The organism is Saccharopolyspora tripterygii (genome assembly GCF_054778355.1).
The window spans coordinates 1-19,761 of the sequence record NZ_BAAGZP010000054.1 but is presented as its reverse complement, the minus strand read 5'-3'; the positions used below and the strand labels follow the sequence as shown (position 1 = coordinate 19,761).

Sequence of the window (19,761 nt, the reverse complement as noted above, 5' to 3'; positions counted from 1 at the left end):
TCACTCGAATTAACGCAACGAAGCGACGCAACAAGCAAGGCTCAGCGACTGAAATCCACTGGACCGCCGACATAGCCTTGTGCCCATGGCTACCGTCCACCACCTCGACACCCAGTCCCGCGCCGCGGAGTTCCTGGCGCTCGACGAGCGCTACAGCGCGCACAACTACCACCCGCTCCCGGTCGTGATCGCCGAGGCCGACGGCGCCTGGATGACCGATGTGGACGGACGTCGCTACCTGGACTTCCTGGCCGGCTACTCGGCCCTGAACTTCGGCCACCGGCACCCCGACCTCATCGCCGCCGCGACCGAGCAGCTGGGCAAGCTGACGCTGACCAGCCGCGCGTTCCACCACGACCAGCTCGGACCGTTCTGCCAGGAGCTCGCCGAGCTGACCGGCACCGACCGGGTGCTGCCGATGAACTCCGGCGCCGAAGCCGTCGAGTCGGCGATCAAGATCGCCCGCAAGTGGGCCTACCAGGTCAAGGGCGTTGCGGAGAACCAGGCCGAGATCATCGTGGCCGGTTCCAACTTCCACGGCCGCACCACCACCATCGTGTCCTTCTCCACCGACCCCGAGGCGCGCGCCGAGTTCGGCCCCTACACGCCCGGCTTCACCGTCACCGCCTACGGCGACGCGGCCGCGGTCGAAGCCGCGATCAGCGAGCGGACCGCGGCCGTGCTCGTCGAGCCCATCCAGGGCGAGGCGGGCGTGGTCGTACCGCCTGCCGACTACCTGCCCCGGCTGCGCAGCGCGTGCGACGAGCACGGCGCGCTGCTGATCGCCGACGAGATCCAGTCCGGCCTCGCGCGCACCGGCGAGCTGCTGGCCAGCGCGCACGACGGCGTCCGCGCCGACCTCTACACGCTGGGCAAGGCGCTGGGCGGCGGAATCCTGCCGGTCTCAGCGGTGGTGGGACGCGACGACGTGATCGGCGTCCTGCAGCCCGGCCAGCACGGCTCGACCTTCGGCGGCAACCCGCTCGCGGCCGCCGTGGGCCGCGCGGTGATCGGCCTGCTGCGCACCGGGGAGTTCCAGGAGCGCTCCCGCGACCTGGGCGCTCACCTGCACGAGCGGCTCGGCGGCCTGGTCGGCAACGGCGTCGCGCAGGTGCGCGGACGCGGCCTGTGGGCAGGCGTGGAGATCGCCCCGGGCGGGCCCACCGGGCGTCAGGTCAGCGAGGCGCTGATCGCGAAGGGCGTGCTGTGCAAGGAAACTCAGGACACGACGCTGCGCATCGCCCCGCCGCTGACGATCACCCGCGACGAGCTCGACACGGGCATCGACGCCATCGCCGAAGCCCTCGCGCAGTAGCCCTCACCGCACCTGGTCCCAGTTTTAGTCCAAACTGAGCCGACATTTCGGACATGATCATGGCTCAGTTTGGACTAAAACTGCGCGATACCAACGGCCGTTGTCACCGTGCGACGCGAGCCCGAAGTGGCGCGAAGCCCGAAGTGGTGCGAGTTCGAAGTGGCGCGACGCCCGAAGTGGTGCGAGTTCGCTGGGTGGTGGGGTCAGGACTTGGTGAGGTCGCGGGAGAGGGCTGTGAGGCGGCTGATCGCGCGGAGGTACTTCTTGCGGTACCCGCCCTGCAGCATCTCCTCGGTGAACAGCTCCGACAGCGGGCACCCGGAGACGCGGACCGGGATGGCCCGGTCGTAGAGCCGGTCCGCCAGCGCCACCAGCCGCAGCGCCACGTCCTGGTCGGGGGCCGCGTGGACGCCGGAGAGGTGCACGGCGGTGATGCCGTCGACGAGCCTGCCGTACTTGGAGGGGTGCAGACCGGCCAAGAAGCCGCACAACCCGTCGAAGTCGTCCAGCGTCGAACCGTCGGTCGCCTCGGCGAGCCGCGACAGCTCGTCCTCGGGCATCGGCGGCGGCGCCTCGGGCAGCCCGCGGTGCCGGTAGTCGGGACCGTCGACCCGCACCACGCCGAACCGCGCGGACATCGCGTGGATCTCGCGCAGGAAGTCCACCGCCGCGAACCGGCCCTCGCCCAGCTTGTCCGGCAGCGTGTTGGACGTGGCCGCCACGTGCACACCGGCGTCGGTCAGCTTCGCGATCAGCTGGGTGACCAGCATGGTGTCGCCAGGGTCGTCCAGCTCGAACTCGTCGATGGCCAGCAGCCGGTGCTGCGAGAGCCGCTGGACGGTCTCGACGAAACCGAGCGCACCGACCAGGTTGGTGATCTCGACGAAGGTCCCGTAGGACTTCGTCCCCTCGGCGGCGTGCCAGAGCGAGGCCAGCAGGTGGGTCTTGCCGACGCCGAAACCGCCGTCGAGGTAGAGCCCGCGCTTCTCGCCATCGGGCTTCTTCTTGCCGAGCATCGCCCGGAACCATCCCCCGCTGCTGCCCGCGCCGGCGTTGATCCGCTCGGCGAACGCCGAGCAGTCCCGGACCGCCTGAGCCTGGCTGGGCTCGTCCGGGTTGGGGATGTAGGTCTCGAAACGCGCCGCCTCGAAGCGCGGCGGCGGCGTCATCGCCTGGACCAGCTCGTCCGGGGTGATCTCTGGACGTCGGTCGACCAGACGGGCGGAATTCATGCGGCCGACTCTATAACCGGACGCCGCCGGGCCAGGTCCTGGCACGACGTGCTCCTGCTCACCCGTGGTGGGATGGAACCGTGGTCGATGAGCTCTGGCCGGTGGACGGCGCGACGGAAGCGGACGAACGACTGGAGGGCCACTACGCCTTCCCCGAACCGCTGCACCGGCCGTGGGTGCGCGTGAACTTCGTGTCCAGCCTCGACGGCGCGGTCACGGCCGGTGGCAGCTCCCGCGGGCTGTCGGCGCCGGTCGACCTGAAGGTCCTCACCTTGATCCGCGACCTCTCCGACGTGATCCTGGTCGGCGCCGGGACCGCCGTCGCCGAGGGCTATCGCGGCATCAAGCCCAACGCGGCCCGCGCCGAGCGCCGCAGCCGCTTGGGGTTGTCGCCGGCACCGCCGCTCGCGCTGGTCACCGCACGCGCTTCGCTCCCCCTGGACTCGCCGCTGCTCACCGACACGCTGGTGCCGCCGATCGTGATCACCTGCGAATCCGCGCCCGCCGAACGACGGGCAGCGCTCACCGACGCGGGCGCCGACGTGGTGGTGGCCGGATCCGACCAGGTGGACCTCGCCGCCGCGCTCGACGCGCTGGAGGAGCGCCGGCTCCGCAGGGTCGCCTGCGAGGGCGGACCTCGCCTGTTCGGCGGCCTCGTCGACGCCGACCTGGTCGACGAGCTCTGCCTCACCCTCTCCCCCTTGCTCACCAGCGGGAACGCCGGCCGGATCGCGAACGGCGCCGGAGCGGAGGTGCCGCGCCGCATGCGGTTGGAATCGGTGCTGCACGCGGATTCGCTGCTGCTCACGCGTTACGGAAGAATGCGGGAGTGACGGGTGTGGCCGAGAACGGCACCTCGTCCCGCGAAGTACCGAATGGTGCTTCGCTCCCACCTGGGACACCCTCGGACCAGGTGCGGGTAGAACTCGCGCCACACCACGCCGAAGTGCTTCGGCGCACCGGGAAGGAGCTGGATTTCCATGGCCCAGAACAGCGACGCGCCCACCGGCCAGACCACCCAGTCGGGATCTCAGAGCAGTGAGCGGCGCATCCCGGATACGCGCACCGGCGGTTCTCCCGCGCGCCACTCCGACGACGGATCGCAGGGCAAGACCACCATCGCCGCCTCGGTGGTGCAGAAGATCGGCGGCATGGCGGCCCGCGAGGTTTCCGGCGTCTACGCGATGGGCGGCGGTGTCTCGCGCGCCTTCGGCGCTCTGCGCGACCGGATTCCCGGCGGCAGCGGCACGTCCTCCACGGCGGGCGTTCAGGTCGAGGTCGGCGAGAAGCAGGCCGCGGTGGACCTGGACCTCGTGGTCGAGTACGGAGCGTCCATCGTGGAGCTCTCACGTGCCGTGCGACGCAACGTGATCACCGCAGTGGAGCGGATGACCGGACTCGACGTCATCGAGGTCAACATCGTCGTCAACGACATCCACCTCCCCAGCGATGACGAGGAGGAGGCGCCTCAGCCCACGCAGTCGCGCGTGGAGTGACACCGCCCCTTCCCCACCGCAGAGGAGGCCGACGTGCCGGAGCAGCCATCCGCCAGCGAGCTCGCCGACCGAGTGCTGGCGCACCCGTCGGTGGTACGGCTGCACGGCGGCGCGTTCGGGGAGATCACCTCGCTCTTCCCCGGCCATCGGGTCGTCGGCGTGCGGTGGCCGGACGACGAGACCGTGGAGATCGGCGTGGTGCTGCGGCTCGACCAACCGGTCCGCACGACCGTCGCCGAGCTGCGCGACTCGCTGACCGAGGTGCTGGCCGGCGGGATCCGCGTCGACGTCCAGGTCTCCGACGTGGAAACCGCCGAAGACTCGCCGGAATCGGCATGAGCGGCGGTTCTCGCCGGGAGGCGCAGAATGGGGGACGTGCAGCACGATCCGGCGACGCGCGCCGAGATCCGCGCGTTCGTCCGGGCGCACCACCCGGACGTGGGAGGGGACCCGGAGACGTTCAAGGCCGGGCTCGCCCGGCTGCGCGGCCGATCCACCGGTCCGCGGTTCGACGCGCCGATCGTGGTCGAGGTCAGGCCTCGCGGTGTCCGCGGTCTGCTGCACCGCGTCCGATGCCGGTGGCGGCGCCGTCGCGGGCCGCCACGTGTTCGATGACCTGTTCGTGCAACAGCCCGTTTCTTCACTGGAGGCATCGGAGATGAATGCGACGCAGACCGGACTGATCTCCGGACTGATCCTCGGAACCGCCGCAGCCGTCGGCGGTTTCATCGGTTTCTTGATCGCCCTGCTGATCGGTGTGGTCGGGCTGGTCATCGGCCGGATCCTCGACGGCGAGCTGGACGTCAGCGACCTGATCGGCCGCGCCAAGGACCGCCAATGACGGCCACCGCGACCGAGCCCGCCGAGTCCGCGACCGGCGAGGGAGCGGAGGAACGCGGCACCCTGCACGTCAACCGCACCGTGCTGCGCAAGATCGCCCAGCACGCCGCCGATGTCGACCCCGGCTGCGCGCGCAGCGGTCGCAAGCACGCGTCGGAGGCCGAGATCAGCGGCCCGGACGACGCTTTGCGCGTCCGGCTCAGCGTGGCGCTGAGCTACCCGACTCCGGTGCGCGACACCGTCGCCTCGGTGCGCGAGCGCGTCGGCGCGGAACTGTCGCGCATCGCGGGATGCCAGGTCCGCAGCGTCGACGTGACCGTTTCCGCACTGGTTCCCCCAGCTGCGGCACCGCGGGTGGAGTGAGCGATGCGCCTGTTCGTACGACTGATCACCGCCGTGGCCGGGATCCTCATCGCCGCAGTGGGGGCGCTGCTGGCGATCGAGTCCGCGTGGTCGCTGATCCGGCCTGACTCACGCGGTCTGATCCTCGGTCCGGCCGCCGTTCGCGATGCGCTGAGCGGGTTCTCCTGGGCCGACCTTCCGGTGCGGTTCGGCGCCTGCGCGCTGATCGTGCTCGGCCTGGTGCTGCTGATCGCCGCGATGAGCGCGGGGCACAAGCAGATCCGGTTGCACGATCCGGCCCCGGAGGTCACCGTGACCACCGACCGGCGTTCGCTCGCACGGCTGGTGGGTCACCAGGTCCGCGATCAAGACGGGGTCGCGGGAGCGACCGTCACCGCCGGCGCCAAGCGGATCCGCGTCAAGGCCACCTCCCGTTTCAAGGATTCAGCCGGCCTGCGCGGAAAGCTGACCGAGACCGCCGAGCACACCGTCGGAGAACTGCCGATGCCCCGCTCGCCGAAGGTGCAGGTATCGGTGGCGCAGCCCAAGGAGCGCCGATGAGCGACGTCAAGCCGAGCAGCACCCCGATCGGTCGTGGCGCGGGTTTCGAGCGCTCAGCGGTGACCCTGCTGGGCTTGGTGTCCCTGCTGGTGGGCGTCGCGGCGATCGTCGTCGGCTCCGGCGTGCTGGGCACGTTCCGCTCGCGGCGTCCGGTGGCCGATCCCCTCGTCGTGCAGTGGCTGCGGGACAACGCCCGGCTCGCCGCGGTGATCGGCATCATCGCCGGGCTCGTGCTGCTGGCGCTGGGCCTGTGGTGGCTGGTGCGCGCGATGCGGCCCGAACCTCGCCCGGACTTCCGCCTCGAGAAGTCCGATTCCGGCGACCTGGACGTGACCAGCGGGGCGCTGGCCAACGCCGTGCGCGCCGACGCCGAGCAGGTTCCGGGCGTCAAGCGCGCACGGGTCCGGATGGCGGGCAGCGACCGCTCCCCGTCGCTGCGCCTGACGTTGTCGCTCCAGGAGGGCACCAACATCCGGCACGTGTGGGAGGAGCTGGACGAGAAGGTCCTCGCCCGGGCCCGGCAGTCGCTGGGCCGGGACACGCTGCCCACGGCGATCCGCCTGCAGCTCGACCGAGCTCCCAAGCAACGCGTCCAGTAGGAGGCCGTCGTGCTGCCGCTGCGAGCCCCGGTGAAACCGATGCTGGCGAAGCCCGTCGACGGCGTTCCGCACCGCGGCGGTCTGCTGTTCGAGCCCAAGTGGGACGGCTTCCGGTGCCTGGCGTTCGTCGATCCCGGCGAACCCGTGCTGCTGCAGTCGCGGACCGGCCGCGGGCTGGAGCGCTACTTCCCCGAGGTGCGGGCCACGCTCGCCCAGCACCTGGAGCGGCCGGCGGTGATCGACGGTGAGCTCGTCGTGATCCAGCACGACGAGGACGGCGACCGGCTCGACTGGAACCAGCTCAGCGAGCGCATCCACCCCGCCGCCAGCAGGGTCAAGGCCCTCGCCGAGCAAACCCCCGCCACCTTCATCGCCTTCGACCTGCTGGCGCTGGACGACCACGACCTGACCTCCTCGACGCAGGCCGAGCGCCGGGCGCTGCTGGCCGAACTCGGGCTGGACCGGCCCGGACTGCGCACGACGCCCGCCACCGAGGACCCGGAGCTGGCCGAGGAGTGGTTCCGGTTGTTCGAGGGTGCCGGGCTCGACGGCGTCATCGCCAAACCGCTCGACGGCCAGTACGTGCCGGGCAAGCGGACGATGCTCAAGATCAAGCACTCGCGCACGGTGGACTGCGTGGTCGCAGGCCTCCGCTGGCACGCCAACACCGAACCCGGCACCGCAGTGGGGTCGTTGCAGCTGGGCCTGCACGACGAGGACGGGGTGCTGCACCACGTCGGCGTCGTCGGTGCGTTCACCGCCGCGCGGCGGCGGGAGCTGGCCGACGAGCTCTCCGGGCTGATCACCGAGGGCGAGCACCCGTGGGTCGGCGAGAACGCGACGGGCAGGCGGCTGCCCGGGTCGGTGAACCGCTGGAACACCAACGAGCAGCCGTGGGTCCCGCTGCGGCCGGAGCGGGTCGTGGAGGTTTCCTACGACCACACGGAAGGCGGCCACCCCGCGCGTTTCCGGCACACCACGCAGTTCGTGCGCTGGCGCCCCGACCGCGATCCGGAATCCTGCGGCTACGCCCAGCTGGAGGAGCCGATGCGCTACGACCTCGACTCGGTGCTGTTCGGCGCAGCGCACCGGACGGAGCGTTCGGACGGGTAATCTCCGCTCCCGTGGTGGCGAAGATTGCGGTGATCGGTTCGGGCGCTATCGGCGGGGTGATCGCCGAGGCGGCGCACGCCGCCGGTCACGAGGTGACGATGTGCGTGCGCACCCCGTTCGAGCGGCTGGTGCTGGACGCGCCCGGCGGTACCGCGGAGATCCCGGTGACGGTCGCGACCGACCCCGGTGACGTCGGCGAGTGCGGCTGGGTCGTGCTGACCACCAAGGTCCACGACGTCCCGAGCACCGCGTCCTGGCTGCACCGGCTCGACGACGGGCACGCGGGGCTGGTGGTGGTGCAGAACGGTGTCGCGCACCGCGATTCGGTCGCCGACCTGTGGTCGAGGGGGCCGGTGCTGCCCGCGCTGATCTACGTCGGTGCGGAGCGCACCAGCCCGGGCCGCGTGGTCCGACGCTCGCCGACCACCATGCAGGTCGCCGCCGGTGACGCCGGGTCCCGCTTCGTGGCGCTGCTGGAAGGTTCGGGGATCGATCTCCGCGAGACCGCGGACTTCCACACCTCGGCCTGGCGCAAGATGCTCACCAACGTGGCGCCGAACCCGATCACCGCGCTGACCCTGCGCCGCCTGGACGTGCTCGCCGAAACCGACGTCCAGGAGCTCTGCGCGGGCGTCCTCGCCGAGGCCATCGCCGTGGCGCAGGCCGAGGGCGCCGAGCTCACCCAGCAGGACGCGGACAAGGTGCTCGGCGACTACACGTCCCGGTTCCCGGCGACCAACGGCACCTCGATGCTCTACGACCGGCTCGCCGGTCTTCCGCTGGAGCACGAGCACATCACCGGAACCCTGGTCCGCGCGGCCGACCGCCACGGCATCCCGGTCCCGCTGAACCGGACCCTGCTCACCCTCCTCCGCGCGATCGAGCCGAAACCCCTCCCGAACGCCTGACCGCACCGCGCCCGTTCACCCGGTCGGGTCAGTTCGCCGGAGGATCGCTCGATTCCGGAGTCGTGCGGGTGGTGGCCACCGAGCCGACCGAGGCGATCACCACGCAGCAGATCGCCATCCACTGCCAGCCGGTGAGGAGTTCGCCGAGGACCACGAGCCCGGCGAGAGCGGCGACGGCCGGCTCGGTGCTCATCAGGATCCCGAACACGCGAGGCGGCATCCGGCGCAGCGCCTCGAGTTCGAGCGTGTAGGGCACCACCGACGACATCAGCGCGACCAGCAGCCCGATGACCAGCACCATCGGGCTCAGCAGCGCGGGACCGGAGTCGAAGGCCCCGATCGGCAGCGCCACCAATGCGCCGAAGGCCATCGCCAGCGCCAGACCCGAGGTCCCGGTCGTCCGGCTCCCGAGCTTGGCGCCGAGCAGGATGTAACCGGCCCAGCAGGCGCCCGCCGCCAGCGCGAACGCCACGCCCACCCAGTCGAGACCGCCCTCGACGCGGGACAGCAGGAACACGCCGGTTCCGGCCAGCAGCGCCCACAGCACGTCGAGCTTGCGACGAGACCCGAACAGCGCCACCGTCAACGGCCCGAGGAATTCGATGGTCACCGCGGCGCCCAGCGGGATCCGCTCGAACGCCTGGTAGATGCACATGTTCATGCCCGCCAGCACCAGGCCGTACCCGGCGACGACGCGCAGCGTCGGCCAGCCCAGCCGCACCGACGGCCGGAACACCGCCAGCAGGATCGCGGCGGCGAACACCAGCCGCAGCAGCACCACCCCGGAAGCCCCGGCGACGCTGAACAGCTGCTTGGCGAAGGCCGCTCCCACCTGCACGCTGATCACGCCGACCAGCACCATCATCGGCGGCGGGACGGCTCCCAGAGCGGCGGCCGACGCCCGGCTCGCGCTCCACCGACGTCCGTCTCCGGGCCCCCAAGCGACCTGCACAACGCTCCTCATCGTCCGCCGACCACGACCACCGGCACGCTAGCCGAGCGAACACGACCGGGAAAAACCGGTGAGGCCGCGCTCCGGCGAAACGCGACGTCCCCTCACCGAGGTCACACGCCGATCATGGGATGCTGCACACCTACCGCCGGGCTTTGTCGACTAGGAGTTCCCGTGCCGCGCACCATCAACCGGGCCGGGGCCGTGCTGCTGCCGTTGCTGTTGCTGGTGGCCACCGGTTGTTCGGTCGGGCCGTCCCAGCGCCCCGCGGTCGCCTACCACGACAGCGAGCAGCAGGTGGCGCCTGCGCCGCAGCCACCGAAGCCGCAGCCGGTGCCGCCGCTGGGCACCGCTGGAAACGACTCGCTGAACTGGCAGGACTGCACCGAGCAGACCCGCTCGGAAGTCGGTTCCCTGCCGCCCGGGATGACCTTCTCCTGCTCCCGCCTGCTGTCCACGCTCGACGCACCGGAGGCCCCGGAGCGGGGCACCGCCCGCAACTCCCTGATCCGCACGGGTTCGGGCCGGGTGCCGCTGGTGGTCGTGGGTGATGTCGACGGCGAGCCGGGCACCACCTTCGCGGCGCGGCTGGCCACCCAGCTGCCCCAGGAGATCCGCAACACCTACGACATCATCGGGATGGATCGGCGCGGCACCGGCGAGTCCGAGGCCGCCGACTGCGTCCCGGCTCAGCAGCGCGAGCAGGTGCTGGGCTTCGATCCGCGCGCGACCGAACGGGCCGACCTGGACCGGCTGCTGGAGTCGGTCCTGGCGGCCAGCCAGGAGTGCCTGCTCAAGCTGGACGAGCGGCTGCAGGCCTACGACACCTGGCGCACCGCCTCCGACCTGGAAGAACTCCGCCTGGAGCTGGGCGTGCCAAAGCTCCACGCGATCGGCCGCGGCGAGGCGGGGCGGCTGCTGACCACCTACGCCGAGCGCTACCCGGGCGGCGTCGGCCGGTTCGTCATCGACGGCGCTCCCGACCCGACCCGCGATTCGATGGGCCAGTCCGAGCAGCAGGCGCAGACCGCTGAGCAGACCTTCGACGTCTTCGCCGCGGACTGCGTCAGCCGCCGCTGCCCGCTCGGCCCGAACCCCCGGCAGACCGTCAGCGACCTGGTCGAGCGCACCCGGCACACCGCGCTGCCCGCGTCGTCGGGCGCGCAGGTCCCGGCCGGTCTCGTGACGCGGGGCGTGCTGCAGGGCCTCGCCGACCGCAACAGCTGGCCGGCCCTCGCCGAAGCGCTGGCGGCGGGCACCCGGGGCGACGGCACCGAGCTCGCCGAGTTCACCGCACCGCTGGTCGCACCGCAGGGGGTCAACCCGCCGTGGTTCGACGGGGACCTGATCACCGGCTGCAACGACACGACTCTGCGCGTTCCGCCGCAGCGCAGCAGCGAGATCGCGAAGGACTGGACGAGCCGCTTCCCGCTGTTCGGCGGGATCGCGGCGCAGCACGTGGTGTGGTGCGGTTCGTGGCCGGTCCCCCAGCAGCCGTTGCCCGCACCTCGCCGCGCGGACCTGCCGCCGATCCCGGTGATCACCACGGCTCACGATCCGAAGACGCTCGCGCTGGGCACCGATCACATGGCCGACGAGCTGCCGACCGGGGTGCTGATGCGCTGGCAAGGTGCCGGGCACGGAGCGATCACGCGCTCGACGTGCATCACCGACGCGGTCAACCGATTCCTGGTCCGGGGGGTCGTGCCCACCGAGGGCATGGCTTGCCCGGAGTGATCCCGCAACACCCCGGGCAAGCCACCGCCGCTTCAGCCGCAGCTGGAGCAGCAGCCACAGGAGGGACCGCTGCAGCTACCGCAGCAGCTGCAACCGCCCTGGTGCGGTGCTTCGGTGCCGACCATCTCCGACCTCCGATCGGTTTGGGTACCAGCACCTGTCGATGGTCCTCGCCGCTGCGAGCACTGGCCTACCGCTGCACGAGCGAACCGACGTCGCCCAAGGAGCGGAACCCCGCGATTGCGATCGGTGACCGGCGTCGCGGCCGGGTGGATCATCCGTGGAGGGCGTGCTGGTACTCGGGTGAGTAGGCCGGCTGCATGGACGACGCGACGCTGTTGCCGACCAGCGCGAGCACTCCGAGCACGATGAACACGATCAGCATGACCCGGCCGCCCTGGGACATCACCAGCGGCCGCGTGCCGGCGGGCACCTTCGCCGCTTCGCCCTCTTCGCGGGCGTCGCCGAACAGGCCCTTCGGGTACGCGCCGGTGAGCAGGTAGAAGTAGGCGTTGACGCGCATCGTGTAGCGCAGCGAGGCCACCGACGCGTCGAACACCGGACGCGGGTTGCGGCCCATGATCAGGATGGTCAGCCACAGGAAGAAGGACAGGACGCCGAAGCCGTAGGAGACGATCGCGGAGACGATCCCGGCCGGGATCACCAGGATCAGCCGGAACAGCACCGCCCAGCGGTTGAGGGTGCCGGGCCGGAGCTCGATGTCCACCGGGAACTGCGGATCGCCCACGACGAACGGCGGGTAGCGGTCGACCAGCAGCCACGCCGAGGCGCCCACGCGCGTGTTGTAGGAGATGTAGAGGACGAGGAACCCGGAGATCCACTCGGGCAGCCGCCCGAGGACCAGCGCGGCGAACCACCCCATGATCACCACGACGGCGGCCGCGATGCCCAGCGCCCACAGCACGATGAAGTGCGGGATGAGCAGCAGCATCCGCAGCAGCACGGTCCAGCGGCGCTGCCGCTCGGGCGGCGTGATCTGCAGTTCCGGCAGGAACCGTCCCTGTTCGGTCCCGGCTGACTCGCTCAACGCCGCCTCCCCAGATTTCCACAGTGGATTTTCTGAATTCTATTTGATCGAGCGCCCGCCACGAGGGACTTTCGTCCGTTCCGGCCCACACCATGCGGTGAACGAGGCGATTCCGCTGGCCGTGCGCAGGCGTTACGGTGGGCCGATGCAGCGCCGCGAATCGGACGAGCCGACCCGCTTCGGCGACCTGGACGACCTCGACCAGAACGATCCCGAGGTCCGTGCGTTCGCCGAGCACCGCGCGCGGATGGACCGGCCGAACGCCGAGGCCACGGTCGAGGGGATGCTGCGCGGGGTCGACGAGTTCGCCCAGAGCGCCAACCGCACCGGAGGTCACCGCAGGCTGCTGGCGGTGGTGGTCGTCGTCCTGATCCTCTTCGGCGTGCTGTTCACGGTCTGGAACGCGGTGGCCTACATGCTCGGCACGTTCTTCGGCTGAGCGTGGCCCAGGCCTCGATCCCGCTGGGCCGCTTAGCAATCGATCTTCGATCGCATTAGCGTGGAAGCATGGATCCGGTTGCAGGCACTCCCCAGGTCAGCAAGAGCGAGCAGGAGTGGCGGGAGCAGCTCACCCCGAACGAGTTCGCGGTGCTGCGCCAGTCGGCCACCGAACCCGCGTGGGCGGGCGAGTACGTCGACACCAAGACCACCGGCGTCTACGAGTGCCGGGGATGCGGTGCCGAGCTGTTCCGCAGCGAGACCAAGTTCGAGTCGCACTGCGGCTGGCCGTCGTTCTACGACCCGAGCGACACCGACGCGGTCATCCTCCGGAAGGACCGCAGCATGGGCATGGTCCGCACGGAGGTCCTCTGCGCCTCCTGCCACGGCCACCTCGGCCACGTCTTCGAGGGCGAGGGCTACGCGACGCCCACCGACCAGCGCTACTGCATCAACTCCATCGCGGTCCGCCTGGTCGAGAGCTGACTCGACGGGCGGCGGCTCCCACCAGAACGACTGCGGCCCCACCTCGGCACTGCCGGGGTGGGGCCGCGGTTCGGGTGATCGAGCGCTTCAGGGAAGACGGGTGACGAGGTCGCCGACGTCGACGCGGTGGCCCGTGTAGAACGGGACCTCCTCGCGGACGTGCAGGCGGGCCTCCGTGGCGCGCAGGTGGCGCATCAGGTCGACGATCCGGTGCAGCTCATCGGCCTCGAAGGCGAGCACCCACTCGTAGTCGCCCAGCGCGAAGGACGCGACGGTGTTGGCGCGCACGTCCGGGTAGTCGCGGGCTTCCTTGCCGTGGTCGGCCAGCATCTTGCGGCGCTCGTCGTCGGGCAGCAGGTACCACTCGTAGGACCGCACGAAGGGGTACACGCAGATGTAGCGCTTCGGGTCCTCACCGGCCATGAACGCCGGGATGTGGCTCTTGTTGAACTCCGCGGGGCGGTGCAGCGCCACGTTGCTCCAGACCGGCTCGGAGGACTGCCCGAGCGGGGTCTCCCGGCGGAAACCGGTGTAGGCGGCCTGCACGGCCTCGATGTCCTGGGCGTGCCACCAGATCATGAAGTCCGCGTCGGCGCGCAGACCGGACACGTCGTAGACACCGCGGACCACGACACCGGACTCCTCCAGCGACTCCAGGTACTCCTGGGTCGCCTGCGCGGCCTTGGCCCGGTCCTCGGGCAGGGTTCCCTGCTCGATCCGGAAGACGGACCACATCGTGTAGCGGATGGTGTCGTTGAGTTCGTCGTAATTCAGCCGCGCCATGACCTCATCGTGCCACTGCTCAGCGCCCGGGCTGCACGAGGTCCCGCGTGATGCTGGTCGCTGCCGCCTCACCGGTCCCCACGCACGCGGGAACTCCCACGCCGTGCAGCGCGGCGCCCGCGATGGCGAGCCCCGCGACGCCCGCGACCTCGCGCTCCACCTCGGCGACCAGCTCCGGGTGCCCCACGCCGTACTGCGGCAGGCCACCGCCCCAGCGCAGCACCGCGGAATCCACCGGTTCGGCGGTGATGCCGGTCAGCTCGGCGAGATCCGCGCGGACGCGGGTCAGCAGCTCCTCGTCGTCCAGGCGCAGGTCCTCGGTCTCGCCGAATCGGCCGACCGAGCCGCGCAGCAGCACCTCTCCCCCGGCGCCGCGCAGATGCGGCCACTTGGTGCTGGAGAAGGTGAACGCCTTGGCGGTGAACGGAGTTCCGCTGCCGTGCCGCTCGCCTCGGGCGATCAGCGCGCCGGAGGCCGGAGTTCCCTCGTGCTCGGGCAGTTCCGTGCCGGGCGGCAGCGCGAGGCCGACCACGGCCATCGACGCCAGCTCGACGTCGACGAGCTTGGCGGCGGCACCGGGAACGGGGCCCTGCAAGAGCTTCCGGGCCGCGGGGGCGGGAACCGCGAGCACCACGGCGTCGGCGTCGAGGTGCTCCGGTGCGGGTGCGGAACCGATTTCCAGCCGCCAACCGCGCTCGGTGCGGGTCAGCGCCCGGACCGGCAGGCCCAGCCGCACCTCGGCGTCGGCGGCGATCAGCAGCCGGTCCAGCAGTTCCCGGTAACCGCCCTGGAACGCTCCGAACACCGGTTGCGGCGCACCGGGTTTCGGCGTCGGCAGGGACGCGCGGACGGCTTCGGTGATCCAGCCCGCGCCGTCGTCGAGCGCCTTGGCCAGCGCGGGAACGGTGGCGCGCAACCCGAGCCGGTTCGCGTCGCCCGCGTAGACGCCGCCGAGCAGCGGCTCCACCAGCCGGTCCACGACCTCGTCGCCGACGCGGGCCCGCAGCAGCTCGCCGACCGAGACGTCCGCGCCGTCCCACTCGATCCGCGGCAGCGAGGATTCGGCGCGCACGGCGGCGACACCCGTCTCGGAGAGCACCCCGGCGACCGACTCGGCGTCGGCGGGAACGCCCATCACCGTTCCGCCGGGCAGCCGGTGGGATCGGCCGCCGGCCCGCACGGTCGCGGCCGCACCCGCCGGGTGGACGACCTCGGCGCGCACGCCCAGCTCCTCGGCCAGGTCGAGAACCTCGGGCCGCCGCGCCAGGAACGCCTCGGCACCCAGGTCGTAGGCACGACCTGCGAGCTCGACCGTGCGCAGCTTGCCGCCGAGCCGAGAGGTCTGCTCCACCAGCACGATCTCGGCGTCGGCGCCCAGCTCGCGGCGGAGCCGGTGGGCGGCGGCCAGCCCGGCGACACCACCGCCGACGACGGCGACGCGACGACCGGTCATCAGCGCTGCGCGGTCGCGGTGTGCACCAGCTCGACGACCCGGGTCAGGATCTCCGGGTCCGTGGTCGGCAGCACGCCGTGGCCGAGGTTGAAGATGTGCCCGCCCGCGGCGCGGCCCTCGTCGAGGATGCGGTGCACCTCGCGCTCGACGGCGTCCCAACCGGCGAACAGTACGGCCGGGTCGAGGTTGCCCTGCACGACCGGTGCGGCCGCCTCCGGGTCAGCGGCGCCCAGCCGCGCGACGGCGGTGTCCAGCGGGATGCGCCAGTCCACGCCGACCACGTCGGGTCCGGCGCTGCGCATCGCGCCCAGCAGCTCTCCGGTGCCGACCCCGAAGTGGATCCTGGGCACGTCGGAGATCTCGGCGACGCCCTCGAAGATCCGGCGGCTGTGCGGCAGCACGAACTCGCGGTAGTCGCGCAGCGAGAGCGCGCCCGCCCAGGAGTCAAACAGCTGGATCGCGTCGACACCGGCTCCCAGCTGCACCCGCAGGAACTCCAGCGTCGTGTCGGCGAGCTTCTCCAGCAGCGCGTGCCAGGTCTGCGGATCGGAGTGCATGAGCGCCTTGGTGCGCTCGTGGTTGCGGCTCGGCCCGCCCTCGACGAGGTAGGAGGCCAGCGTGAACGGCGCCCCGGCGAACCCGATCAGCGGCGTGCTCCCGAGCTCCTTCACCAGCAGGCCCACCGCGTCGGCGACCGGCGCGACCTGCTCCGCCGCCAGCGACGGCAGCGCGGTGACGTCGGAGAGCCCGCTGATCGGGTTGGAGACCACGGGGCCCGTCCCGGCCACGATGTCCAGTCCGACACCGGCCGCGTAGAGCGGGAGCACGATGTCGCTGAACAGGATCGCCGCGTCCACGCCGTGCCTGCGGACCGGCTGCATGGTGATCTCGGTGACCAGCTCGGGCGTCAGGCACGCCTGCAGCATCGGGGTGCCCTCGCGGACCTTGCGGTACTCGGGCAGCGACCGCCCGGCCTGCCGCATGAACCACACCGGCGTGTGGCGGGGCTTCCCGCCGCGCGCGGCCACGAGCAGGGGTGCGTCGGTGAGGTCCCGGCGAGCGGAGACCGGAGCGGAGTTCGTCATGGGAGGCGCTGTCCGTACGTCGAGTCGTCGGATCCCGGTGCGGTCTGCGGGCGCCTGGAGAGGATCTGCCACGACGGACGGCCGGGCTTGCACCGGCAATCTTCGCACGGCGCCCGCGCCGCCACGCGAAGCGCCCGCGCCTGCAACGGCGCGCCTCCACCCACGGGCCCGCGCGGGCCCCTACAGTCGTCGCCGTGACGGAGATGTCGGCGGCGCCCGAAGTTTTCCGGCAGGCGGTTGCCGCGTTGACGTCGCCTCAGCCGCGTGCGGAGATCGAGCTCAGCGAGGTCGGTCCTCCCAAGCGCCTGGCCCCCTGGGCCCACGCGCTGGCCGCGGAGGCGAACGGACCGGCAGGCGAGCTGGCCACAGCGCGGTTCGTGCTGCTCTACGACCCGGAGGGGCAGGACGCCTGGGACGGCGTGCTGCGGCTGGTGGTCTACCTGCGGGCCGAGCTCGACCCCGAGGTGGCGGATGACCCGCTGCTCCCCGCGGTCGGTTGGTCGTGGCTGACCGACGCCCTGGAGAACGCGGGCGCCTCGTTCACCTCGTTGGGCGGCACGGTGACCCTGACGTCCTCCGCGAGGTTCGGCGACATCACGGGACCGTCCCGCAGCCACGATCTGGAGCTGCGCGGGTCGTGGACGGCGAAACCCTCGGTGTTCGGCGGCGACGAGGTCGAGCTCAGGCCGCACGCGGACGCCTTCCACGAACTCATGGCGTGCGCTGCCGGGCTTCCGCCGGAAGGCGTTGCGCTACTCGGCAGGCGCCCGAACGGATCAATGCGACAGGACTGATCGGGGTCCCCCGATCATCGGCTGCGGCGAGTCGGCGCAGCGCGTAGCGTTGGCCCGTCTCCCCCTTCGCGAACCCCCCGAATGCGACACGCCGAAGCGCGACACGCCGGTGCCCGATTTTCATTCGCGAAGTTCGTTCGGCCTCGCCGAAATGCTTGCTCGTGCAAGATTTTCACCATACGCATTCAAAATATGTCGCATGGCCACGCTCCGACGTTACGGTCGTCGCTCTCAGTCACCCCAAAGGGCGACAAAAGCATGGTCCCGTCACAACTCGATCGGGATACATACCCGATTGATCGTCCCGCTGACCCGCTTGGGCGGTTACGCTCACCCCGACGACACCACTTTCGGTCGATCAGTGGCGCGGCTGATTGGTCGAGAGTCCCGGTGCCGGTCGGGGGGCACGACCGACTCCAGGGAGGTAGTGACGTGGCTGCCGTCGGCTTAGGTCAGGCCGCTCGAACCACGCCTGCCGGCGCTTTGCCGGCCAACATGGTCCCGCACCCGCGGGAAGAGCTGTTCACGGTGCTCGTGGTGGATGACCATCCGCTGCTCCGAGAGGCGATCGCCGCTCGGCTGCTGCAGATGGGAGCCGGCACGGTGCACGAGGCCGCATCCATGGCCGAAGCCAGGGCTCGTGCTCTGGCGACCGGTCCGTGCGACCTCGCAATCCTCGATCTCGGACTCCCAGATGGGACCGGCATCGAACTGGTCACGGAACTCCGGAGCCAGGGCTGGCCACGGATCGTGGTGCTCGCTTCGTCCGATGACCCCTATGCGGTCAGAGCCGCCTTCCAGGCAGGTGCGCAGGCGTACCTGTTGAAGTCGGCCTCGCCCATGGTGGTCACCGACGGCGTGCGCCGCGTGCTCGACGGCGGCGTGTACGCCGATCCCAGCGTGGCTCCGGTGCTTGCCGCCGGAACCCGCGTGCCGGGAACGGACAACACACCTCGCGAGCTGTCCGGGCGTGAGGTCGAAGTTCTCCAGTTGGTGGCCGATGGCCGCTCCAACAAGGAGATCGGCGAGGCCCTGAACCTTTCCGCGCTCACGGTGAAGTCTCACCTGTCGCGGATCGGGCGCAAGCTGGGCACCGGCGACCGAGCGCAGATGGTCGCACTGGCCATGCGTGCCGGAGTGATCCGCTGAGGTGGATCGCTGACGAACACCAGCACCGGGTGGGCCGGACCGACGACGTCGGGTGGACCAGCCACACGAAACGGGCCAAAGCACGTAAGGTCTGTTAGCCGTGGAAGCTGCAAGCCCCGAGACAGTCGGATCCGGCCGCCCGGAGCCGGTGTTGTTGACCGAACCCGTCGACGGCGTGCCGCCGGTGGTGGACACCCCGGCCGCGTTGAACGCGGCCGCTGAAGCGCTGGCCGCAGGTACCGGGCCGGTCGCGGTGGACACCGAGCGCGCCTCGGGTTACCGCTACTCGCAGCGCGCCTACCTGGTGCAGCTGCGCCGCAAGGGATCGGGCACCGCCTTGGTGGACCCGATCGCCCTCAAGGGCGAGCTCGACCCCTTGGTGCCGGCGCTGGCCGACACCGAGTGGGTGCTGCACGCCGCGTCCCAGGACCTGCCGTGCCTCGCCGAACTCGATCTGCACCCGTCACGGCTCTTCGACACCGAGCTGGCCGGGCGACTCGCCGGGTTCGACCGGGTGTCGCTGGGCGCTCTGGTGGAGCGGATGCTCGGCTACCAGCTGGAGAAGGGCCACAGCGCCGCGGACTGGTCGAAGCGGCCGCTGCCCGAGGACTGGCTGGTCTACGCCGCTCTGGACGTCGAACTCCTGGTCGCGCTGCGCGACGAGATGCACGCCGAGCTGGAGCGGCAGGGCAAGCTGGACTGGGCCTTCGAGGAGTTCGAGGCCGTCCGGACAGCTGAACCCCCGCCCCCGCGCGCCGAACCGTGGCGCCGCACGTCGGGCATCCACAAGGTGCGCAGCCCACGGCAGCTGGCCGCGGTGCGAGCCCTGTGGCAGGCCCGCGACGAATTCGCCCGCGAACGCGACATCGCTCCTGGCCGGGTGCTCCCGGATTCCTCGATCGTGCTCGCCGCGCAGTCGAATCCCAAGTCCGAGGGCGATCTCGTGGCGATGCCGGTGTTCGGCGGTCGCCAGCAGCGCAGGCGCGCCTCGATGTGGTTGCAGGCGCTGCGCGCGGCGCGCCGCCTCACCAACGAGGAGCTGCCCGCCGCGTCCACGCCGAACGACGGTCCACCCCCGACCAATCGGTGGTCCGACCGCGATCCCGCAGCGGCGGCTCGGCTCACGGCCGCCAGGGCCGCGCTGAACGCGATCGCCGAGGAGCACTCCCTGCCGGTGGAGAACCTCCTCCTGCCCGACCTGGTCCGGCGCACCTGCTGGACGCCGCCGGAGGAGATCAGCACCGCATCGATCGCGGACCTGCTGCGCGCCAAGGGCGCCCGCGAGTGGCAGATCACCCTCACAGCGGAGGCGTTCTGCCACGCCCTCCACGCAACGCCCGCCGAGGAATCCTGAGCCGGTCCCAGTTTTAGCTGTGGTGTTCGGGGAGGTTGGTCAGTCGGGTGATGGGTGGTTGGCCTCCGATGGCGGA

At 71.2% G+C, this 19,761-nt stretch carries 23 protein-coding genes; 17 read left to right on the top strand and 6 right to left on the bottom strand.

Translation table 11 applies throughout. The features are described from left to right. Positions 1-85 precede the first annotated feature (85 nt). Positions 86-1,315 carry an ornithine--oxo-acid transaminase gene (gene rocD, locus ACYVF3_RS32000; RefSeq protein WP_461158018.1) on the top strand — a complete coding sequence of 410 codons (1,230 nt, stop codon included), beginning with the start codon at positions 86-88 and terminating at the stop codon, positions 1,313-1,315. A 203-nt stretch (positions 1,316-1,518) separates the two neighbouring features. Here rocD and zapE read toward each other — a convergent pair whose 3' ends face one another. After that, positions 1,519-2,547 carry a cell division protein ZapE gene (zapE, locus tag ACYVF3_RS31995; protein WP_461158017.1) on the bottom strand — a complete coding sequence of 343 codons (1,029 nt, stop codon included), beginning with the start codon at positions 2,545-2,547 and terminating at the stop codon, positions 1,519-1,521. Between the two features lie 80 nt (positions 2,548-2,627). Here zapE and ACYVF3_RS31990 point away from each other — a divergent pair, with 80 nt between their 5' ends. The 10 genes from ACYVF3_RS31990 (at position 2,628) to ACYVF3_RS31945 (ending at position 8,406) form a co-directional block, all read left to right on the top strand. Beyond that, positions 2,628-3,380 (top strand): pyrimidine reductase family protein, encoded by a 753-nt coding sequence (locus tag ACYVF3_RS31990; RefSeq protein ID WP_461158016.1) that lies wholly within the window; start codon positions 2,628-2,630, stop codon positions 3,378-3,380. 147 nt (positions 3,381-3,527) lie between these two features. Continuing rightward, positions 3,528-4,043 (top strand): Asp23/Gls24 family envelope stress response protein, encoded by a 516-nt coding sequence (locus ACYVF3_RS31985; protein WP_461158015.1) that lies wholly within the window; start codon positions 3,528-3,530, stop codon positions 4,041-4,043. A 33-nt stretch (positions 4,044-4,076) separates the two neighbouring features. Continuing rightward, complete coding sequence (locus tag ACYVF3_RS31980; protein WP_461158014.1) at positions 4,077-4,382, top strand: hypothetical protein; 306 nt, start codon at positions 4,077-4,079, stop codon at positions 4,380-4,382. A 27-nt stretch (positions 4,383-4,409) separates the two neighbouring features. Then, on the top strand, positions 4,410-4,658 hold the full coding sequence (locus tag ACYVF3_RS31975; protein ID WP_461158013.1) for a hypothetical protein: 249 nt from the start codon (positions 4,410-4,412) through the stop codon (positions 4,656-4,658). Positions 4,659-4,701: 43 nt separating this feature from the next. Then, positions 4,702-4,884, top strand: coding sequence for a hypothetical protein (locus ACYVF3_RS31970; RefSeq protein ID WP_461158012.1), 183 nt, complete (start codon positions 4,702-4,704; stop codon positions 4,882-4,884). Next, positions 4,881-5,246 carry an Asp23/Gls24 family envelope stress response protein gene (locus ACYVF3_RS31965; protein ID WP_461158011.1) on the top strand — a complete coding sequence of 122 codons (366 nt, stop codon included), beginning with the start codon at positions 4,881-4,883 and terminating at the stop codon, positions 5,244-5,246. The genes ACYVF3_RS31970 and ACYVF3_RS31965 overlap by 4 nt, the downstream gene beginning before the upstream one ends. 3 nt (positions 5,247-5,249) lie before the next feature. Next, positions 5,250-5,786, top strand: coding sequence for a DUF6286 domain-containing protein (locus ACYVF3_RS31960; protein WP_461158010.1), 537 nt, complete (start codon positions 5,250-5,252; stop codon positions 5,784-5,786). Continuing rightward, complete coding sequence (gene amaP / locus ACYVF3_RS31955) at positions 5,783-6,385, top strand: alkaline shock response membrane anchor protein AmaP (RefSeq protein ID WP_461158009.1); 603 nt, start codon at positions 5,783-5,785, stop codon at positions 6,383-6,385. The genes ACYVF3_RS31960 and amaP overlap by 4 nt, the downstream gene beginning before the upstream one ends. A gap of 9 nt (positions 6,386-6,394) precedes the next feature. Further along, positions 6,395-7,498, top strand: coding sequence for an ATP-dependent DNA ligase (locus tag ACYVF3_RS31950; RefSeq protein WP_461158008.1), 1,104 nt, complete (start codon positions 6,395-6,397; stop codon positions 7,496-7,498). A gap of 11 nt (positions 7,499-7,509) precedes the next feature. After that, positions 7,510-8,406, top strand: a complete 897-nt coding sequence (locus ACYVF3_RS31945) for a 2-dehydropantoate 2-reductase (protein WP_461158007.1) — start codon at positions 7,510-7,512, stop codon at positions 8,404-8,406. Between the two features lie 28 nt (positions 8,407-8,434). Here ACYVF3_RS31945 and ACYVF3_RS31940 read toward each other — a convergent pair whose 3' ends face one another. After that, positions 8,435-9,370 (bottom strand): EamA family transporter, encoded by a 936-nt coding sequence (locus ACYVF3_RS31940; RefSeq protein ID WP_461158006.1) that lies wholly within the window; start codon positions 9,368-9,370, stop codon positions 8,435-8,437. A gap of 162 nt (positions 9,371-9,532) precedes the next feature. Here ACYVF3_RS31940 and ACYVF3_RS31935 point away from each other — a divergent pair, with 162 nt between their 5' ends. Then, positions 9,533-11,095: an alpha/beta hydrolase gene (locus ACYVF3_RS31935; protein ID WP_461158005.1), complete on the top strand. Its 1,563-nt coding sequence runs from the start codon at positions 9,533-9,535 to the stop codon at positions 11,093-11,095. 274 nt (positions 11,096-11,369) lie between these two features. Here ACYVF3_RS31935 and ACYVF3_RS31930 read toward each other — a convergent pair whose 3' ends face one another. Further along, positions 11,370-12,143: a DUF4389 domain-containing protein gene (locus ACYVF3_RS31930; protein ID WP_461158004.1), complete on the bottom strand. Its 774-nt coding sequence runs from the start codon at positions 12,141-12,143 to the stop codon at positions 11,370-11,372. Between the two features lie 97 nt (positions 12,144-12,240). On the opposite strand from ACYVF3_RS31930, the gene ACYVF3_RS31925 reads away from it, so the two are divergent. Both ACYVF3_RS31925 and msrB read left to right on the top strand, forming a co-directional pair. Beyond that, positions 12,241-12,582 (top strand): hypothetical protein, encoded by a 342-nt coding sequence (locus ACYVF3_RS31925; RefSeq protein ID WP_461158003.1) that lies wholly within the window; start codon positions 12,241-12,243, stop codon positions 12,580-12,582. Positions 12,583-12,650: 68 nt separating this feature from the next. Further along, on the top strand, positions 12,651-13,067 hold the full coding sequence (msrB, locus tag ACYVF3_RS31920; protein WP_461158002.1) for a peptide-methionine (R)-S-oxide reductase MsrB: 417 nt from the start codon (positions 12,651-12,653) through the stop codon (positions 13,065-13,067). An 87-nt stretch (positions 13,068-13,154) separates the two neighbouring features. Here msrB and hemQ read toward each other — a convergent pair whose 3' ends face one another. From hemQ to hemE, 3 genes are read right to left on the bottom strand one after another with little or no spacing between them, the layout of a single operon-like run. After that, positions 13,155-13,850: a hydrogen peroxide-dependent heme synthase gene (gene hemQ, locus ACYVF3_RS31915; protein WP_461158001.1), complete on the bottom strand. Its 696-nt coding sequence runs from the start codon at positions 13,848-13,850 to the stop codon at positions 13,155-13,157. Between the two features lie 19 nt (positions 13,851-13,869). Beyond that, positions 13,870-15,303, bottom strand: coding sequence for a protoporphyrinogen oxidase (hemG, locus tag ACYVF3_RS31910; RefSeq protein WP_461158000.1), 1,434 nt, complete (start codon positions 15,301-15,303; stop codon positions 13,870-13,872). Then, the gene (hemE, locus tag ACYVF3_RS31905; RefSeq protein WP_461157999.1) at positions 15,303-16,388 is read right to left on the bottom strand and encodes a uroporphyrinogen decarboxylase; all 1,086 of its coding nucleotides are present in this window, start codon (positions 16,386-16,388) and stop codon (positions 15,303-15,305) included. The genes hemG and hemE overlap by 1 nt, the downstream gene beginning before the upstream one ends. A gap of 194 nt (positions 16,389-16,582) precedes the next feature. Between hemE and ACYVF3_RS31900 the strand changes: the two genes are divergently transcribed. The 3 genes from ACYVF3_RS31900 (at position 16,583) to ACYVF3_RS31890 (ending at position 19,685) form a co-directional block, all read left to right on the top strand. Then, positions 16,583-17,182: a DUF3000 domain-containing protein gene (locus ACYVF3_RS31900; RefSeq protein ID WP_461157998.1), complete on the top strand. Its 600-nt coding sequence runs from the start codon at positions 16,583-16,585 to the stop codon at positions 17,180-17,182. A gap of 432 nt (positions 17,183-17,614) precedes the next feature. After that, positions 17,615-18,331, top strand: a complete 717-nt coding sequence (locus ACYVF3_RS31895) for a response regulator (protein WP_093264979.1) — start codon at positions 17,615-17,617, stop codon at positions 18,329-18,331. Between the two features lie 100 nt (positions 18,332-18,431). After that, positions 18,432-19,685, top strand: a complete 1,254-nt coding sequence (locus tag ACYVF3_RS31890) for an HRDC domain-containing protein (protein WP_461157997.1) — start codon at positions 18,432-18,434, stop codon at positions 19,683-19,685. The last annotated feature ends 76 nt before the right edge of the window (positions 19,686-19,761 follow it).

Coding starts and splice junctions, on each gene's coding strand:
- ACYVF3_RS31940 (WP_461158006.1), bottom strand. CDS start 9,370: ATGAGGAGCGTTGTGCAGGTCGCTTGGGGGCCCGGAGACGGACGTCGG.
- ACYVF3_RS31965 (WP_461158011.1), top strand. CDS start 4,881: ATGACGGCCACCGCGACCGAGCCCGCCGAGTCCGCGACCGGCGAGGGA.
- amaP (WP_461158009.1), top strand. CDS start 5,783: ATGAGCGACGTCAAGCCGAGCAGCACCCCGATCGGTCGTGGCGCGGGT.
- hemE (WP_461157999.1), bottom strand. CDS start 16,388: ATGACGAACTCCGCTCCGGTCTCCGCTCGCCGGGACCTCACCGACGCA.
- msrB (WP_461158002.1), top strand. CDS start 12,651: ATGGATCCGGTTGCAGGCACTCCCCAGGTCAGCAAGAGCGAGCAGGAG.
- zapE (WP_461158017.1), bottom strand. CDS start 2,547: ATGAATTCCGCCCGTCTGGTCGACCGACGTCCAGAGATCACCCCGGAC.
- ACYVF3_RS31975 (WP_461158013.1), top strand. CDS start 4,410: ATGGGGGACGTGCAGCACGATCCGGCGACGCGCGCCGAGATCCGCGCG.
- ACYVF3_RS31985 (WP_461158015.1), top strand. CDS start 3,528: ATGGCCCAGAACAGCGACGCGCCCACCGGCCAGACCACCCAGTCGGGA.
- rocD (WP_461158018.1), top strand. CDS start 86: ATGGCTACCGTCCACCACCTCGACACCCAGTCCCGCGCCGCGGAGTTC.
- hemQ (WP_461158001.1), bottom strand. CDS start 13,850: ATGGCGCGGCTGAATTACGACGAACTCAACGACACCATCCGCTACACG.
- ACYVF3_RS31960 (WP_461158010.1), top strand. CDS start 5,250: ATGCGCCTGTTCGTACGACTGATCACCGCCGTGGCCGGGATCCTCATC.
- hemG (WP_461158000.1), bottom strand. CDS start 15,303: ATGACCGGTCGTCGCGTCGCCGTCGTCGGCGGTGGTGTCGCCGGGCTG.
- ACYVF3_RS31970 (WP_461158012.1), top strand. CDS start 4,702: ATGAATGCGACGCAGACCGGACTGATCTCCGGACTGATCCTCGGAACC.